Raw genomic sequence first — 16,615 nt, 5'->3', positions numbered from 1 at the left:
TCGGCGGTGGCCGCGGCCCCGCCGAGGGTGTCGACCAACCGTGCGCCGTGGACAATAAGGTATATGGCCACGAAGCGAGGACGGGTCCGCGTCGAGCCGGGGGCCAAGCGCGTTCGCACCTACCTGGGCGGCGTTCCGGTCGCCGACACGGTGGCCCCGCTGCTGGTGTGGGAGAAGCCGTACTACCCGACGTACTACTTCCCGGCCGCCGACGTGCGCACCGAGATGCTAGTCCCGGACGGCGAGGTCAGGCACTCGCCCAGCCGGGGTGACGCCGCGGTGCACACGGTCGCCGCCGGCGGGCGCACCGCGCCGGGTGGCGCGCTGTACTACGCGGACTCGCCGATGGAGGAGATCGGCGGTCACTACCGCTTCGAGTGGGGCGCGATGGACGCCTGGTTCGAGGAGGACGAGGAGGTCTTCGTCCACCCGCGCGACCCGTACACCCGCGTCGACATCCTGCCCAGTTCCCGCCGGGTCCGGGTGGAGATCGACGGCGTCACCGTGGCCGACTCCGACGCGCCGCGGCTGCTGTTCGAGACCGGGCTGCCGGTGCGGTACTACCTGCCGAAGCCCCATGTGCGGATGGACCTGCTGGAGCACACCGACTCCGCGACCGGCTGCCCGTACAAGGGCAAGGCGGAGTACTGGTCCGCCCGCATCGGCGGTGCGCTGCACTCTGACGTCGCGTGGTCGTACTCGACGCCGCTGCCGGAGAGCCGGTCGATCGCCGGCCTGGTGAGCTTCTACAACGAGAAGGTCGACACGTACGTCGAGGGCGCGCTGATGCCCCGGCCGAGCTCCGTCGGCGCTTCCAGCACCTAAGACACAGTTAAGGCTGGCGTGGCTATCGCCTGTTCGGTCAGCCATTTCTGCTGAATGGATTACTCCCCGTTTCTTGATGTTCATCTCGTGCATGTCTGGCGTGCGGTTTAGTACGCGCGGCCCGTCATCGCCGATATCGAATGTCAGCACGGTGGCCTGCGCGCCGGCATGCTACGAGCGTCCCGGCGTGCCGGTAACGAACATTCGGGGAGGAATGTCCACATGCTGCCGCCACGGTTCATTTTCCTGGCGATCGTCACACCCGACGATGACGAGTCTGTTGCGGACCGGCAACAACGGACTGCATGGATGCTGTGCTCGCCCAACAACCGGATCCTGGGCCGCGGAGAGCGCCCCTTCGACACCGAGGCGCAGTGCCGTGAGGCCGTGCTCGGCGTGGTGCGCGCGGCCGACCGCCTCAGCGCCGTGTCGACCGCGCTGGGCAGCAGCGGCCACTGGGTGTGGCGGGTCGAGCTCGACGGCGCGCCGGTCGCGGTCTCGCACCGCTCGTATTTGCGGGCGCGCGAGTGCCAGTACAACGTCGGGCGATTCCTGGCGGCGCTGCCCGCCGCGCTGCTGACCGAGGGCCGGCGGCTGCTGCGCGAGGCGCCCCGGGCGGTCGAGCGGATGAGCCACGGCGTGGTGGAGACGTCGTCGGCGCAGCGCGGCGCGCGGCGTGATCCGGCCTGGCGGGTCGCCTGACCTGGCCCGTTTCCGCCGAATATCTGAACAGCTTCATCCGATCGCGGTGGCCGAAATGGTGACCGCGACGGTCGCGCCTGCCCTTCCCGAAGACGCGAAAAATGCTTCATTCGTCGTTCATGATTCAACCTCCGATATTTGGTTCGAGAATGCCAGCGTTCTCTTCCGCATCCATTCGTGGGTGCGGCGAAATGTCAGGGAACTCCGGCAAGGCGGAAGGGCTCTTCAATGAGAAGACTCAGCAAGGCCGGCCTCGGGATCCTGGGGGTCACGGCCCTCATGCTTACCCAGGCCACCCCGGCGCACGCCGACCACGCCCCCGAGGCTGTGGACGTCGTCGGCGTCGGATCGGACACGATCCAGTTCGCCGTGAACTTCCTCGCCGACGGCGACTACCTCGGCAACCCGGGTGTCAACTCGTCCGGCGCTCGCGTCATCAACTTCGACGCGACCGGCGACGCGAACGGCAAGCTGACCAACGGCGCCGGCGTGGTGCTGCGCGCGGGCACCGTGCCGGTCACTCGGCCCAACGGCACCGGTGGCGGCATCAACTACATGAACAACAGCGACAAGGGCGCGGTGCACAAGGTGCAGTTCGCGCGCATGTCGCGTCCGCCGTCGAAGGCCGAGGACGACGCCGCCGCCGCGAACGGCTGGGGCGGCCTGCACTGCTACCAGATGGCGCTGGATGGCCTGAAGATCGCCGTGTCGAACCAGGTGACGACCAACGCCGGCACCAACGGCATCAGCAAGGCCGACCTGGTGCAGATCTTCTCGGCGACCGGCACCATCCGCAACTGGGGCCAGGTCAGCGGCTGGAACGGCCCGGGCGCGGCGGCCAACACGCCGATCGTGCCGATCCTGCCGCCGTCCACCTCGGGCACCGAGCAGTTCTTCATCCAGCAGCTGGGCCTGACCGAGGCCCAGGTGCGCGCGGACGTGGTCCGGGCCGAGGAGCACGACCCGTCGGCGATCCAGGGCAACGCGAACGCCATCGCGCCGTTCTCGACCGCTCGGATCGTCATGATCCACAACGGGTACTTCAACAACGGCACCCCGCTCAGCTCCGACCCGGTGAAGCTGCTCAACGCCGGCTTCAGCACGACGCGCCCGGTGTACATCGTCGTGCGCCAGAGCGAGGTCAACCAGAAGTGGAACAAGGACCTGTTCGCCCCGGGCGGGTTCATGTCGACGTCGTTCCTGGCGCAGCCGCTGATCGGTGACGCGGCGGGCTTCAACTACCAGTACGCCGACGCGGGCCTGTGCCACACGGCCTGACGCCGGTCGCACCACCAGCTCCATCGCACGTTCGCAATCCCGGTCGGCGCCGCCGGCCGGTCCCACAGGAAGGGAGCCCCAAGTGGGCATTCGCTCGAGGTCGTTGATGGTCGGGGCAGCCGCCCTGGTCGTCGCGGCCGGCGTTCTCGTGAGCGGGGGCAGCGCGTTCGCGGCGACGATCACGCCGCCGTTCGAGCCGGACCCGAGCGCGGCTGGCGCGCTCAAGCTCTACAACGCGTCCGGTCAGGTCATCACCGGCGGCAGCGTGAACGACAGCCCGATCGTCGCCTACGCGGAGGCGGACGGGTCTGGCCGCCCCGGTGACAACCGCGCGTTCCTGCGGTTGGCCACGCCGAAGGCCGGCACCACGCCGGACCTGTTCGCCAGCGCCACGATCACGGGCTCGTCGAACTACCCGAACGCGGCCGCTCCGGCGCCGCTGAACACCTCCACCAACGCGGTGGTGTCGCCCACCGCCAGCACCACGCTGGCGAGCTACATCGCGTCGAACCCGAACACCGAGACGGCGCAGAACCTGGCGAACATCTACCAGCTGCGGCTCTTCACCACGGCGGCGGGCCAGCCGACGAACACGCAGTACTACCGGGCTGACATCCAGGTCGACCCGGCGGCCGGCACCTGGTCGGTGGTGTACCCGGGCACGAAGACGTCCACCACCACCAACCTGACGGCCAGCCCGAACAGCCCGGCGCCCGCTGGCAGCCAGGTCACCCTGACCGCCAACGTCACGCCGGCCGGCACCGCCGGTTCGGTGCGCATCTTCGACGGCGCCACGGACCTCGGCGCCGCCAGCTACAACGCCGCGACGGGCGTCGCCACCCTGAAGATCAACCCGTCGTCCGGCAACCACTCGTTCACCGCGCAGTTCACGCCGGCCAACACGGACGCGTTCAACGCTTCGACGTCGACGGCGCTGTCCTACACGGTGAACCAGCCCGGCATCCCCACCACGACCGCCCTCTCGGTGAACCCGCCGAGCGGCACGACCGCCGGTAGCGATGGCAAGGTCGCCGTCACCATGTCGGCGTCCGTCGCCCCGGTCGGCACGGCCGGCTCGGTGCACTTCTTCGATGGTGCGACCGACCTCGGTGCGGGCAGCTACAACGCCGCGACCGGTGCCGCGACCCTGACCGCGAGCCTCGGTATCGGTAACCACCTGCTCATCGCCACCTTCACGCCGAGCGACAACGGCTACCAGGCGTCGTCCTCGTCGATCATCAACTACGCCGTTGTGGGCAGCAACTCGTCCGCCGTGCCGGTCGACGCCCAGAACGACACCCAGCCCTTCGCGGGCGCCCTGTCGCTGCAGGTCGCGTCCGGCACGGCCGTGCACCTGACCCAGATTCCGGTCAACGACCCGAACGGCCACCCGGCGCAGGCGACCGACCCGACGGGTCACCGCCACGCGTGGGTGTTCACCGGTTCGCTGACCGGCGTGTCCGTGAACGACACCCGTCCGTCGCAGGATGGCTGGACGCTCAACGGCCAGGCCAGCGACTTCGTCAACGGCTCCACCACGGTGACGGCCAGCAACCTCGGCTGGGCGCCCGCTCTCGCCACCGGCGGCGACGCCGAGGGCACGCTGGCGGCCGGCTCCGCGGTCGACTCCAAGCTCAAGACGGCCGGCAGCGACGGTCTGCACACCAGCAGCCTGTTCGCCAAGGCCGCCCCGGGCAACGGTCTGGGCACCCAGAACCTCAGCGCCTCCGTGGAGCTGCGGATTCCGGACACGTCCCCGACCGGTCTGTACCAGAGCACCCTGACGCTGACCCTGGTCAGCCCGTAACCCGCGGCGCAAACCGCGACAGCACCACAAAGTGCCAGGTCGACCGGTCCCCCCGGTCGGCCTGGCTCCCAGCATCTACGGTCCCATCTCGCCAGCGCCGGAACGGAACCATCATGAAATCAGCCCGCACGAGCCAGCCGTACCTCCGTCTGGCCAGCCTGTTCGCGACGGCGTTCGCGGTCGTGGCTGCGCTGCTGCTGGCTGGCGCCCCCGCGGGCGCTGAGCCCGACGACGGCAATCGCGCGTGGTCCGTGCGGCCCGCGACCGCCGACGGCCTGCCCGACAAGCGCACGCACTACACGCTGCAGGGCGCCCTGGGTGGCAAGGTCGAGGAGCATGTGCTGATCACCAATTCCAGCAAGGTCCGCGCCTCGTTCGTCGTCTACGGCACCGACGCGTTCAACACGGACACCGGCGCGTTCGACCTGCTTCCCGCCGCGACGAAGCCGACCGATATCGGCTCGTGGATGAAGTTCCCGAGCCAGACCGTCGACATCGACGCCGGCGCCAGCATCTCGGTGCCGTTCCTCATCGACGTGCCGGAGACCGCCACGCCGGGGGACCACGCCGGCGGCGTCGTGGTCTCCCTGGCCACCAACGGCACCGACGTGAAGCTGGACACCCGCGTGGCGGTCCGGTTGTACCTCAGGATCGCCGGGCTGCTGCGTCCCACGCTCGAGGCGCAGAAGGTCCTGGCGACGTACAACGGCGTCGGCAACCCGATCGGCAAGGGCGGCGTCGACGTCACCTACACGGTCGTCAACACCGGCAACATCCGGCTGTCGAGCCACGCCCGGATCACCGTGACCTCCGCGATCTTCGGCACCCGCCTGGGCGGCGAGGCCCGCAAGGACCTCGCCGAGCTGCTGCCCGGCCAGCGCGTGACGTACACCGCGCACGTCGACGGCGTCTTCCCGGCCGGTCCGATCGACGCCAACGTCGAGCTCGAGCCCTACCCGGACCCGGCGCAGCCCGTCGGCCAGCAGATCGCGACGACCAAGACGTCGGTGACCATCTGGGCCGTGCCGTGGCTGCTGACGCTCGTGATCGTGGCCGTGCTCATCGGCCTGGCCGTGCTCATCGGCCTGCGCTTCGGCCGGCCGCGCCCCGGCAAGGGCAAGGGCAAGGGTGGCGACCCCAAGAAGCCGACCCCGCCGACCCCGCCCCGGCCGAGCGCCGGCGGCCCCAAGCGGCCCGCGCGGACCGTCCGCGACATGCCCTCCGTCAGCAAGTCTCCCGCCAGCAAGTCCGCTGTCAGCAAGCCCACTGTCGGCGCGGCCGACAAGGCCGGAGCGAGCGCCGGAGCCGCCAAATGAGCCGCCGTATCCCGACCGGCGCGGCCCTGCTGGCCGTCGCCGCCGCCCTCGCCCTGCTGACCGCGTGCGGCAAGAAGGAGGAGCGCGTGCCCTACCACGACGAGCGCTCCACCGGCGCGATCGTGCTCTACGGCGCCGACGGCAAGGCCAAGACGTCCGGCAAGCTGTCCGACAAGCCGTTCGTGGCCAAGGCCGTCAGCCAGGCCGCCGCGCCCGCCCCGTACGACGGGGAGGGGCGCAAGGCGACCCTGCTGGCCTACCAGCCGCGCGAGAACGTCAGCCCGGAGCTGTGGGCGGGCACGTTCCTGACCGGCGCGAACGCCTACTCCGATGCCGCCCACCCGACCGTGGAGGCGCCGGAGCAGGGGTTCTCGCTGGGGGAGTTCATCAAGCAGTACCCCACCCGCTGGAACGGCCTCGTCCAGCTGCGGATCTACCTCGGCGTGCCCAACGAGCCGACGCTGAACAGCTCGTACGCCACCGCGGACCTGAAGGTCGAGGGCGACACCTGGACGCTGCTCAGCGCCCGGTCCGACGCCGCCGCGAGACCCCGCCCCGCGGACGGCCTCCGGCTGGCGCTCGGCGCGCCGGCCCGCGACGAGGGGGTACCGATCATGGTCAACGTGAGCGGCAGCCCCATGCCGTCGACCACGCCGACCGGCCCGCCCGGCGGCGGCGACCTGCCCCGGACCGGCCTCAACATCCTGTTCATCGTCGGCGTCGGCATCGGCCTCGTGGCGCTCGGCGCCGCAGTGCTCGTCGCCGCCCGCCGGCGCAACGCCCGCATCGGGAGTCGGTCATGACCCAGACGGTCCAATTCGCCGAGGTGCCGTACGCGGACGTGCCGCCGCCGGCCACGCTCGACGCCAAATACATCTCGGCCTGGTTCGGCACGCGCAAGGTGCTCGACCGGGTGTCGCTGACCATGCAAGCCGGGCAGGTCACCGCGCTGATCGGCCCGTCCGGCTGCGGCAAGTCGACGTTCCTGCGCATCCTCAACCGGATGCACGAGCTGGTGCCCTCGGCGCAGCTCGCGGGCGAGGTGCTGCTCGACGGCGAGGACATCTACGCGGCCGGCCGGCGCATCACCGAGGCCCGCCAGGACATCGGCATGGTGTTCCAGAAGCCCAACCCGTTCCCGACGATGAGCATCTACGACAACGTCGTCGCCGGGCTCAAGCTCACCGGCAAGCGGGTCCGCCGCGCCGAGAAGGACGACCTCGTCGAGGAGTGCCTGGTCAAGGCCGGCCTGTGGCGCGAGGTCGCGGACCGGCTGCACCAGCCCGGCGGCGCGCTCTCCGGCGGCCAGCAGCAGCGGCTGTGCATCGCCCGGTCGCTCGCCGTACGCCCGCGGGTGCTGCTCATGGACGAGCCCTGCTCGGCGCTGGACCCGACCTCGACGAGGGTCATCGAGGAGACCATCGCGGAGCTCGCCGCCGAGGTCACGATCATCATCGTCACGCACAACATGCAGCAGGCCAACCGGGTCTCCGACCAGTGCGCGTTCTTCCTGGCCGAGCAGGGCCAGCCCGGCGTCATCGTCGAGCACGGCCCGACCGACGAGATGTTCGGCAACCCGCAGGACCCGCGCACCGCCGACTACGTGCACGGCAGGTTCGGATGAGCGACCCGCAGGCAATCGAGGACCTCCACAGCGGGCCGGACGCGGCGGACGTGCCGCGCCGGCTCGTCAGCCGGCCGGCGCTCGCCGACCGGATCTTCCGCACCGGCAGCACCGGCATCGGCGCGTTCGTGCTCGTGATCTTCGGCGCGATCGGGTTCATGCTCGCCATCTCGGCGGTGCCGACCCTGCGCCGGTACGGCTGGCACTTCTTCGTCGAGAACGAGTGGCAGCCCCAGCGCGACCAGGTCGGCATGTCCGAGGTCCTGCTCGGCACGTTTCTCGTCGCCGCGGTGGCCCTGATCGTGGCCTTCCCGCTGGCGCTGACGAGCGCCCTCTACATCAGCGAGTACGCCCCGGCGAAGCTGCGCGGCGCGCTCGTGGCCCTCGTCGATCTCATGGCGGCGGTGCCCAGCATCGTCTACGGGCTCTGGGGCCTGTTCATGCTGCAGCCCTACCTGCTCGACGTCGCGCACTGGATCCACCAGAACTTCGGGTTCATCCCGCTGTTCGAGGTGAACACGGACCCCGACGCGCCGATGTGGGCGCAGGCGCGGTACACCGGCTCCATCTTCATCGCCGGGGTGTGCGTGGCGATGATGGCGATCCCGATCGGCTGCTCGGTCATGCGCGAGGTCTTCTCGCAGGCCCCCATGGGCGAGCGCGAGGCGGCGCTGGCCCTGGGCGCGACCCGGTGGGGCATGGTCCGCGCCGTCGTGCTGCCGTTCGGCCGCGGCGGCATCATCGGCGGCACGATGCTCAGCCTGGGCCGGGCGCTCGGCGAGACCGTGGCGGTGCTGCTCATCATCGCCCCGATCTTCGACCTCAAGGCGCGAATCCTGGAGAACGGCGGCATCACCGTCTCCTCGCTGATCGCCAACCGGTTCGGCGAGGCCACCGCGGTCCAGTTGTCGGCGCTGCTCACGGCCGGGTTCGTGCTGTTCGTTATCACCGTGATCGTCAACACGATCGCCGCCGTCATCGTCAGCCGCAGCCGCAGCGGCGCGGCGACCGAGATCTGAGCCGGGGGAGCGCCATGACGGCCGTCATGCCACAGAACCAATCGACGGACCCGGGGCCGGGCCCGGACCCGGCGCCGCGGGTGAGCCCGCCGGCGCCGGCGCCGGCGCTCCCGCCGGACGTGCCGCGGAAGCTGCAGAGCAAGACCATCGACGACCGGGCCAGCGTCATCGGCGCCGCGACCGGCTCGCTCGCCCTGGCCTGGCTGTTCTACACGCAGGTGCTGCTGCTGTCCGGCCTCACCGGCTTCCTCATCTGCTGGTACCTGGCCTTCGTCGTGCTCTACGCCGTCGTCACGGCGGTCGGCAACCCGCGCCCCGTGGTCGCCGACCGGGTCGCGTCGGCCGCGCTGCACGCCGGCGCCGGGCTCGTCGGCCTGAGCCTGGCCCTGACCTTGTTCTACACGCTGTACCGGGGCGCGCCGGCCCTGCCGCACGTGAACTTCTACACCAAGGACATGGCCGGCGTTCCCGGCGACGCGCCGCTGGAGCAGGGCGGCATCCTGCACGCGATCGTCGGCTCGTTCATCGAGGTCGGCATCGCCGTGGTCATCTCGCTGCCGCTGGGCGTCGCGACCGCCGTCTACATGACGGAGGTGGGCGGCCGGTTCTCCCGGATCGTGCGCACGTTGGTCGAGGCGATGACCGCCGTGCCGGACATCCTCGCCGGCCTGTTCATCTACACGACGCTCATCGTGGCGTTCAATTTCCCCAAGAGCGGCTTCGCGGCCGGGCTGGCGATCTCGGTGACGATGGTGCCGATCATCGCCCGCGCCGCCGACGTGGTGCTGCGGGTCGTGCCGGGCGGCCTGCGCGAGGCCGGCCTGGCGCTCGGCGCGTCGCAGTGGCAGGTGGTCCGCCGGGTCGTCCTGCCGACCGCCCGCCCGGGCCTGGCCACCGCGCTGATCCTGGCGATCGCCCGCGGCGTCGGCGAGACGGCACCGGTCCTGCTCACCTCCGGCGCCTCGACGTTCCTGAACTGGGACCCCTTCCACTACACGATGAACTCCCTGCCGCTGTACATCTTCGCGGCGGTGCGCAGCGGCCAGCCGAACAACATCACCCGGGGCTTCGGCGCCGCGGTGGTGCTGCTCGTGCTCGTGCTGCTGCTGTTCGCGATCACCCGCTGGCTCGCCAGGCCGCGGGTCGGCCGCCGCTAGCCCCTGTCATGACGATGCCGGACCATCCCGATTTTGCGAGGAAGATCAGCATGAAGCCCACCATCCCCGCCTTCCGGCCCGGAAGGCGTGCCGGCTCGGCCGTGCGGCGCGCGGCCGTGTTCAGTGCCGTCGTGGCGTTGCTGCTGGTGGCCACGGGACGGCCGGTCGCCGCCGCGGCCCACGTCCGCATCGAGGGCACCGGATCGTCGTGGAGCTCCAACGCGCTCGCCCAGTGGATCAGCGACGTGACGCCGCAGGGCCTCCAGGTCGTGTTCACCGCGCTGGGCTCGGCGAGCGGCCGCAAGGACTTCGCGTACCAGACCAACGACTTCGCGATCACCGACATCCCGTTCCAGGGCTCGGACCCGCTGACCGGCGAGGACGACACCCCGAAGGGCCGGCCGTACGCGTACCTGCCGCTCGTCGCCGGTGGCACCTCGTTCCCGTACCACGTCGAGGTCGGTGGCAAGCTCGTGCGCGACCTGCGGCTGTCCGGGGAGACGCTCGCGAAGATCTTCACCAACCAGATCACGAACTGGAACGACCCGCAGATCACCGCGGACAACAACGGGCGCAAGCTGCCGTCGCTGCCGATCATCCCGGTGCTGCACGCCGAGGGCTCCGGCTCCACCGCCCAGTTCACGCGGTACCTCGTGAAGCAGCACCCGAGCATCTGGGGCAGCTTCGCCGGCAAGAACGTGCCGACCGAGTACTACCCGCACCACGGCAACGCCGTGCCGCAGACCGGCTCCGACGGCGTCATGAACTTCATCGTGTCGAAGGCCGGCAACGGCTCCATCGGCTACGACGAGTACTCCTACGCGCTGAACATCAACTACCCGGTCGCCAAGATCGGCAACTCGGCCGGCTACTTCACCGAGCCCACGGAGTACAACGTCGCCGTGTCGCTGACCTCGGCGAAGATCAACACCGATCCGAACTCGTCGGAGTACCTGATCCAGAACCTCGACGACGTCTACACCAAGAACGACGCGCGCACGTACCCGCTGTCGTCGTACTCGTACATGATCCTGCCGACCGCCGCCGCCACCGACAAGGCGGAGAAGCGCCTGACCACGGCGAAGCGCCAGACCCTCGCCGACTTCGTGAGCTACTCCATCTGCGCCGGCCAGCAGAGCATCGGCACCAAGGGCTACTCGCCGCTGCCGCTCAACCTGGTGCAGGCGGGCTTCGAGCAGGTCAAGAAGCTCAAGACGGCCGACCCGGGGGTGGAGCTGCGGGACCAGCCGGTCACCAGTTGCAACAACCCGACGTTCGTGCCCGGCGACCTCAACCGCAACCACCTGGCGGAGATCGCGCCGATGCCGCAGCCCTGCGACAAGATCGGCGCCGGCCCGTGCCCGCCGAAGGGGTCCAACAACGGCGGCTCGAACAACGGCGGCAACGGCAATGGCAACGGCAACGGGAACGGCAACGGCGGCGGCAACGGCGGCACGAACGGCGGCGGCACGAACGGCGGGACCGACGGCAGCGGCGGCACGAACGGCGGGACCGACGGCGGCACGCAGGTCGACCCGGACACGGGCGAGGTGATCGGCGGCGGCGGTAACGGTGGCAGTGGTGGCAGCGGCGGCAGCGGCGGGAACGTCAGCGACGCCAACGCGATCGGCACGCCGACCGACCTCGCCGCCTTCCGCGCCAACCGGTACGCCTCCGTGCTCGGGCCGGTCGCGGCCGGCCTGCTGCTGCTCGTGCTGTTCGTACCGGCGCTGTTCGCCCGCCGCCTCACGGCCCGCAAGGACGAGCGGTGAACCGCCGCCGCCGCGCCGCGGCGCTGACCCTGCTGATCCTGGCGCTGCTGCTGCCCGCGGCCACGTTCAGCGCGCCGGCGGCGAGCGCCGACAACCCGGCGTACAGCCAGACCAAGACGTTCGTCCGCAGCCATTTCAACGCGAACCGGACCGAGACCGTCGCCGACACCCGCACCGTGACCGTGCAGGTGAGCCAGGTCGACCGGCTCAAGGCCCGGCAGCAGATCGAGGTCAAGTGGAGCGGCGCCCACCCCAGCCTCGGGGTGGTCGACAACCAGAACGCGGCCGACGCGCTCTACCAGGAATACCCGGTCATGATCATGCAGTGCTGGGGCGACGAGCAGAGCGGCACGCTCAACCCGAGCAGGTGCTGGACGCAAGGCTTCGACCAGCGCAAGGACAGCTACAACATCCCGTACATGTTCCCGCCGTGGCGGCTGGACCGCGACGCGACCGCGGCCCAGCGCAAGCAGGTGGTCGGCTTCCCCGACCCGGCGCCGGCCGACTGCCCCGGCCCGGTCGACCAGGTGGCGCACTACGAGCCGTTCGTGGCCTCGGACGGCACCGTCTATCGGCCGCTGACCAGCTACGACAAGACCGACGTCTGCGGCAAGGTGCTCGCGCCGGACATGGTCAACGTCGAGGACAAGGCCGCGCCGCCGGGGAACACGACGTACGCCAGCACCGACAAGGACGGCAACGGCAGCGCCAAGTTCGTCGTCTGGACCGGGCTGGAGAACGCCTCGCTCGGCTGCTCGGCGACGGTCTCGTGCTCGCTCGTGATCCTGCCGATCATGGGCATGAGCTGCGACGAGACTTACGCCGACATGCCCGCCAACGACCGGCCCGCCCCCGGGTGGCAGTCCAACGACGTCCAGGCGGCCTGCCGCGCGACCGGCCAGCACGAGGTCAACGAGTTCCTGCCCTCGCCCATCCAACGCTTCCAGGTCGACACCGCCGTGACCGCGGCCGACTGGTGGAGCCCGTCGATCTGGAAGAACCACTTCAGCGTCAAGCTCGGCTTCGGCAGCGCGGCGAACATCTGCGACATCGGCGACACCCGGCTGCCGGTGGAGCTCTTCGGCTCCGAGCTCATGCAGGAGGCCACCACCCAGTGGGCTCCCGTGTTCTGCTCCGACCCGTCGCGGTTCAAGTTCCGCCAGGTGCAGATGGGCGAGCCGTTGGCCAAGAGCAACCTCGGCGACGGCAAGATCAGTGCGGCGCTCGTCAGCCGGCCACCGGACGACGGTTACGACAGACCCGTGGTCAACGCGCCGATAGCCGTCACCGGCTTCGCCATCAGCTACGTGATGGACGACAAGAACCACAACGAGTACAAGAGCCTCAAGCTCAACCCGCGGCTCATCGCGAAGCTGCTCAGCGAGTCCTACCCCGGGCGGCCCGACCTGACGGAGCTGTTCAAGGCCGAAAAGAAGCTGCCGAAGGACCATCCGTACCGCGTGATGGCGAACAACCCGACCTTCATCTCGGTCGACCCCGAGTTCAAGGCGCTCAACCCGGACGTCGGCGACTCGCTCTACGAGGCGCTGTCGGCCAGCGCCCTCATCGCGCTGTCCGGCAACTCCGACGTGATGTGGGCGCTGACGTCGTACCTCAACGCCGACCCCGACGCCCGCGCGTTCCTCAACGGCGAGCCCGACCCGTGGGGCATGATGGTGAACCCCGGCTACAAGGGCATCGAGCTGCCGCAGGAGTTCTGGCCGCTGCTGGACACGTTCACCGACCCGAGCTTCACGCCGTACAGCGCCTGCGGCCTGCCCGAGGAGTTCATCAAGCAGTTCCCGAAGCAGCCGTACGGCCCGCTGCTCGCCTCGCCGGTAACCACGATGATGCAGACGGTGGACCGGCTGCAGTTCGGCCAGTCCAACGCGCGCATCCGGTGCAACGTCCTCTACGACACCAGCAACACGCCCGTGAACGCGAACCTCAGCCCGTACGGGCGGCAGCGCCGCGGCGACCGGTTCGTGCTCGGCATCACCTCGCTGGCGCAGGCGCAGTACTACCAGCTCAACATGGCGGCCCTGCAGACGACGTCGACCGTGGGCAAGTCGGCGAAGTTCACCGACACCACGGGCCGCACGTTCGCCGGCCCCAGCGACGAGTCTCTCAAGGCCGCGATGAAGCTGGCCAAGGCGGACGCCAAGGCCAACGCCTGGATCATGCCGTACGACACCATGCGCACCCCGGCGGGCGCCGCCGCCTACCCGGGCACGCTGCCCGTCTACGCCGCGGTCGCGACCAGCGACGTGCCCGGCGAAGACCCGAGCCGGCTGGCGCAGCTGCTGCGCTTCGCCGTCGGCGACGGGCAGGTCCAGGGCACCGAGAACGGGCAGCTCCCGCCCGGCTACCTGCCCCTGACCGCGGCGAACGGGTTCGGCGACTACGTGCAGTACACGCTGAAGGCCGCCGACGCCGTGGCGCACCAGCAGGGCGAGGTGCCGAAGGTGATACCGGAGAACACCCCCACCCCGAGCAACCCCGGCGGCTCGAACGGCGGCTCCAACGGCGGCGGCTCCGGTTCCGGTTCGGGCGGCGGCACGACGGTGCCCAACCCCGGCACCCGCCCGTCGGCCGCCCCGAGCGCGTCGGCGAGCCCGTCGGCCCCGCCGGTGGCCCAGCCGGTCGGCACGACCGCGCTGCTCTCCTCGGTCCTGGCCTCGTGGGGCCTGCCGATGATCCTGCTGGTCGGCCTGTGCGCCGGATGCGCGGGCTCGATCATGCGCATGATCACCGGCTTCAACGACTGGCGACGGAGTCTGCGATGAAGGTGCTCTCCCGCGGCCTGCTCACCCTGGCCGTCCTCTGCGCCTGGCTGCTCACCTACCTGCTGGGCGCCAGCGCCCTGCGGCAGGAGCACGACCAGCGCGAGCTGTACAACGAGCTGCGCCAGAAGCTGTCCTCGGCGGAGGCCCCGCTGGGCGGCCCGATCGACCCCGGCACGCCGGTCGCCCTGATCGTGGCCCCGGCCATCGGCATGAGCCAGGTGATCGTCGAGGGCACCGACGGCGACGTGATGCGCTCGGCCCCCGGCCACCGCCGCGACACGCCGCTGCCCGGCCAGCCCGGCACGAGCGTCGTCTACGGCCACGCCGCCGCGTACGGCGCCCCGTTCGGCGACCTCACCGCCCTGGCCCCCGGCGACCACTTCACCGTCACCACGGGCCTGGGCGAGTTCGACTACGAGGTACAACGGATTCGCCACGCCAACGACCCGACCCCGGCGCCCCTGCAGAAGGGCGGCAGCCGCCTGATCCTGGCCACGGCCGAGGGCCAGGGCTGGCGCACGGGCTGGGCGACGGACCGGGTGGTGTACGTGGACTCGGTGCTGAAGGGCGATCCCAAACTCGGCCCGCCCGGCCGCCCCTCGATGATCGACGTCCGCGAGAAGGCGATGCAGGCCAACCCCGACGCCCTGGTACCCCTGGTGCTGTGGCTGCAGCTGCTGGCCGCGGCGGCGTTCGGCGGCACGTGGGCCGCCCGGCGCTGGGGCGCCCTGCAGACGTGGATCGTCGGCGTGCCGGCGATCCTGGCCACGATCTGGGGCGTGACCGACGCCCTGGGCCAGCTCCTGCCCAACCTCATCTAAGTGGCCGTGTAAAACGATGGCCGCCGTCGGCGCGCGGCGGCCATCGGTTCCATCTATTTGGGCTATTTGGGCAGCAGCGCCATGTGTACCGCGTGGGCGACCCCGAGCACCACGGCGCACAGCGCCAGCGCGAGCCCGGCCGCGCCGAAGCCGGTCAGGTGCGGCGCCGGGCTGCCGGTGCCGGGCTTCGTGATGAGCATCAGCGCGACGACCGCGGCCAGGGCCGCCGACGCGCCGGGCAGCACCGGGCCGCGCACCCGGAACGCCGCGACCGTCAGGCAGGCGACGAGCGCGGCGAGCAGCACGACGCCGATCTGCGCAGGCCCGCCGCCCGGGCGGCCGGCCATCTCGAACACGGTGCCGTAGTCGGCGCGGTACCGCTCCGCGCCGGAGGCGTCGAGCACCACGACCCGGTCGAAGAGCGGTGCGAAGGCGAGCGCGAGCATGCCGAGGGCGAGCGGCGCGTAGAACCGCGCGTAGCGGTCCGACACCGAGCCGCGCACCGCGGCCACGTACTGCGACCACGACACCAGCACGTGCGGTTCGGGCTCCTGGGCGGCCATGAGCCGCATTCTTGCACGCTGGTCGATCCGGGCTCGCGCGCTTCGGGCAGCGACTGCGGCTGGCCGCGGCCGCGAATATCGATTCCAGCAGGGCATCTTGCGCTGTTACGGTGGCCCGCGTGAGTGGCCGGCTGCGGGAGATCGCCCGCCAGACCGTGGCGATCGCCGAGCGTGGCGAATACGCCGACGCGGCCGGCGCGCCGGTCTCCATCGCCGCCGCGGTGGCGGAGGCGATGGCGGGCACCCGCCTGTACGAGCCGCACGACGAGCTCCCCGCCGGCCGCCCCGCCGCCGGACCGCCCGCGATCGAGGTGACCCGCGAGTCGACGCTCGCGGCCGCCCGCCGCGCCGCCGAGGACGCCGCGACGCTCGTCTTCGCCTCGGCCAAGAATCCCGGCGGCGGCTTCCTCGGCGGCGCGCAGGCGCAGGAGGAGGGCCTGGCGCGCGCGTCGGCCTTGTACGCCTGCCAGCGCACCGCACCCGCGTTCTACGACTTCCACCGGGGTCAGCGCGACCTGCGCTACAGCGACCGGGTCATCTACTCGCCGGGCGTGCCCGTCTTCCGCGACGACAAGGGACGGCTGCTCGACTCGCCGTACCGCACCTCGTTCCTGACCGCCGCGGCCCCCAACCTCGGCGCGATCCTGCGCAACCAGCCCGCCGACGCCGGCGAGGTGCCCGCCGTGCTGCGCGCCCGGGCCGCCCGGGTGCTGCGGGTCGCGGCCGCCCACGGCCACCGCACCCTGGTCCTGGGCGCGTGGGGCTGCGGCGTCTTCCGCAACGTGCCCGCCGAGGTGGCCCGGGCCTTCGCCGAGGCGCTGCGTGAGGTGCCCTGCTTCGACCGGGTGGTCTTCGCGATCTACGACCGCCTGCCCCGGACCCCGGTCCACGAGGCGTTCACCGCGGCCTTCCCGGCGGCGCCCGCCGGGCTCTGAGGCGGCGACC

At 71.0% G+C, this 16,615-nt stretch carries 14 protein-coding genes; 13 read left to right on the top strand and 1 reads right to left on the bottom strand.

The window, feature by feature from the left end:
* Positions 1-63 precede the first annotated feature (63 nt).
* The 12 genes from ACGFI8_RS04330 (at position 64) to ACGFI8_RS04275 (ending at position 15,107) form a co-directional block, all read left to right on the top strand.
* Positions 64-825 carry a DUF427 domain-containing protein gene (locus ACGFI8_RS04330; RefSeq protein ID WP_392799845.1) on the top strand — a complete coding sequence of 254 codons (762 nt, stop codon included), beginning with the start codon at positions 64-66 and terminating at the stop codon, positions 823-825.
* A 222-nt stretch (positions 826-1,047) separates the two neighbouring features.
* Entirely contained in the window at positions 1,048-1,527 is a 480-nt protein-coding gene (locus tag ACGFI8_RS04325; RefSeq protein ID WP_392799843.1) for a hypothetical protein, read from the top strand.
* Positions 1,528-1,755: 228 nt separating this feature from the next.
* Complete coding sequence (locus ACGFI8_RS04320) at positions 1,756-2,805, top strand: PstS family phosphate ABC transporter substrate-binding protein (RefSeq protein ID WP_392799840.1); 1,050 nt, start codon at positions 1,756-1,758, stop codon at positions 2,803-2,805.
* An 82-nt stretch (positions 2,806-2,887) separates the two neighbouring features.
* Complete coding sequence (locus ACGFI8_RS04315) at positions 2,888-4,612, top strand: Ig-like domain repeat protein (protein WP_392799838.1); 1,725 nt, start codon at positions 2,888-2,890, stop codon at positions 4,610-4,612.
* Positions 4,613-4,725: 113 nt separating this feature from the next.
* Entirely contained in the window at positions 4,726-5,928 is a 1,203-nt protein-coding gene (locus tag ACGFI8_RS04310; RefSeq protein ID WP_392799835.1) for a WxL protein peptidoglycan domain-containing protein, read from the top strand.
* Positions 5,925-6,731 (top strand): LPXTG cell wall anchor domain-containing protein, encoded by an 807-nt coding sequence (locus ACGFI8_RS04305; RefSeq protein ID WP_392799833.1) that lies wholly within the window; start codon positions 5,925-5,927, stop codon positions 6,729-6,731. The genes ACGFI8_RS04310 and ACGFI8_RS04305 overlap by 4 nt, the downstream gene beginning before the upstream one ends.
* On the top strand, positions 6,728-7,552 hold the full coding sequence (locus ACGFI8_RS04300) for a phosphate ABC transporter ATP-binding protein (RefSeq protein ID WP_392799830.1): 825 nt from the start codon (positions 6,728-6,730) through the stop codon (positions 7,550-7,552). The genes ACGFI8_RS04305 and ACGFI8_RS04300 overlap by 4 nt, the downstream gene beginning before the upstream one ends.
* The gene (gene pstC / locus ACGFI8_RS04295; protein ID WP_392799827.1) at positions 7,549-8,571 is read left to right on the top strand and encodes a phosphate ABC transporter permease subunit PstC; all 1,023 of its coding nucleotides are present in this window, start codon (positions 7,549-7,551) and stop codon (positions 8,569-8,571) included. Before ACGFI8_RS04300 ends, pstC begins: the two co-directional genes overlap by 4 nt.
* Positions 8,572-8,597: 26 nt before the next feature.
* Positions 8,598-9,728, top strand: coding sequence for a phosphate ABC transporter permease PstA (pstA, locus tag ACGFI8_RS04290; RefSeq protein ID WP_392799824.1), 1,131 nt, complete (start codon positions 8,598-8,600; stop codon positions 9,726-9,728).
* Positions 9,729-9,778: 50 nt separating this feature from the next.
* Complete coding sequence (locus ACGFI8_RS04285; protein WP_392799821.1) at positions 9,779-11,500, top strand: substrate-binding domain-containing protein; 1,722 nt, start codon at positions 9,779-9,781, stop codon at positions 11,498-11,500.
* Positions 11,497-14,286 carry a hypothetical protein gene (locus tag ACGFI8_RS04280; protein WP_392799818.1) on the top strand — a complete coding sequence of 930 codons (2,790 nt, stop codon included), beginning with the start codon at positions 11,497-11,499 and terminating at the stop codon, positions 14,284-14,286. The genes ACGFI8_RS04285 and ACGFI8_RS04280 overlap by 4 nt, the downstream gene beginning before the upstream one ends.
* The gene (locus ACGFI8_RS04275; protein ID WP_392799815.1) at positions 14,283-15,107 is read left to right on the top strand and encodes a sortase domain-bontaining protein; all 825 of its coding nucleotides are present in this window, start codon (positions 14,283-14,285) and stop codon (positions 15,105-15,107) included. Before ACGFI8_RS04280 ends, ACGFI8_RS04275 begins: the two co-directional genes overlap by 4 nt.
* A 62-nt stretch (positions 15,108-15,169) precedes the next feature.
* Here ACGFI8_RS04275 and ACGFI8_RS04270 read toward each other — a convergent pair whose 3' ends face one another.
* Positions 15,170-15,670, bottom strand: a complete 501-nt coding sequence (locus ACGFI8_RS04270; protein WP_392799813.1) for a hypothetical protein — start codon at positions 15,668-15,670, stop codon at positions 15,170-15,172.
* A gap of 119 nt (positions 15,671-15,789) precedes the next feature.
* On the opposite strand from ACGFI8_RS04270, the gene ACGFI8_RS04265 reads away from it, so the two are divergent.
* Positions 15,790-16,605: a TIGR02452 family protein gene (locus ACGFI8_RS04265; protein ID WP_392799810.1), complete on the top strand. Its 816-nt coding sequence runs from the start codon at positions 15,790-15,792 to the stop codon at positions 16,603-16,605.
* Positions 16,606-16,615 lie beyond the last annotated feature (10 nt).

Source organism: Dactylosporangium sp. NPDC048998, from assembly GCF_043197855.1.
Lineage (GTDB): Bacteria > Actinomycetota > Actinomycetes > Mycobacteriales > Micromonosporaceae > Dactylosporangium.
Note: the sequence above shows the minus strand (reverse complement) of the source record. Positions and strands in the feature narration are given on the sequence as shown.

Coding starts and splice junctions, on each gene's coding strand:
- ACGFI8_RS04325 (WP_392799843.1), top strand. CDS start 1,048: ATGCTGCCGCCACGGTTCATTTTCCTGGCGATCGTCACACCCGACGAT.
- pstC (WP_392799827.1), top strand. CDS start 7,549: ATGAGCGACCCGCAGGCAATCGAGGACCTCCACAGCGGGCCGGACGCG.
- ACGFI8_RS04320 (WP_392799840.1), top strand. CDS start 1,756: ATGAGAAGACTCAGCAAGGCCGGCCTCGGGATCCTGGGGGTCACGGCC.
- ACGFI8_RS04270 (WP_392799813.1), bottom strand. CDS start 15,670: ATGGCCGCCCAGGAGCCCGAACCGCACGTGCTGGTGTCGTGGTCGCAG.
- ACGFI8_RS04305 (WP_392799833.1), top strand. CDS start 5,925: ATGAGCCGCCGTATCCCGACCGGCGCGGCCCTGCTGGCCGTCGCCGCC.
- ACGFI8_RS04275 (WP_392799815.1), top strand. CDS start 14,283: ATGAAGGTGCTCTCCCGCGGCCTGCTCACCCTGGCCGTCCTCTGCGCC.
- ACGFI8_RS04330 (WP_392799845.1), top strand. CDS start 64: ATGGCCACGAAGCGAGGACGGGTCCGCGTCGAGCCGGGGGCCAAGCGC.
- ACGFI8_RS04285 (WP_392799821.1), top strand. CDS start 9,779: ATGAAGCCCACCATCCCCGCCTTCCGGCCCGGAAGGCGTGCCGGCTCG.
- ACGFI8_RS04310 (WP_392799835.1), top strand. CDS start 4,726: ATGAAATCAGCCCGCACGAGCCAGCCGTACCTCCGTCTGGCCAGCCTG.
- pstA (WP_392799824.1), top strand. CDS start 8,598: ATGCCACAGAACCAATCGACGGACCCGGGGCCGGGCCCGGACCCGGCG.
- ACGFI8_RS04300 (WP_392799830.1), top strand. CDS start 6,728: ATGACCCAGACGGTCCAATTCGCCGAGGTGCCGTACGCGGACGTGCCG.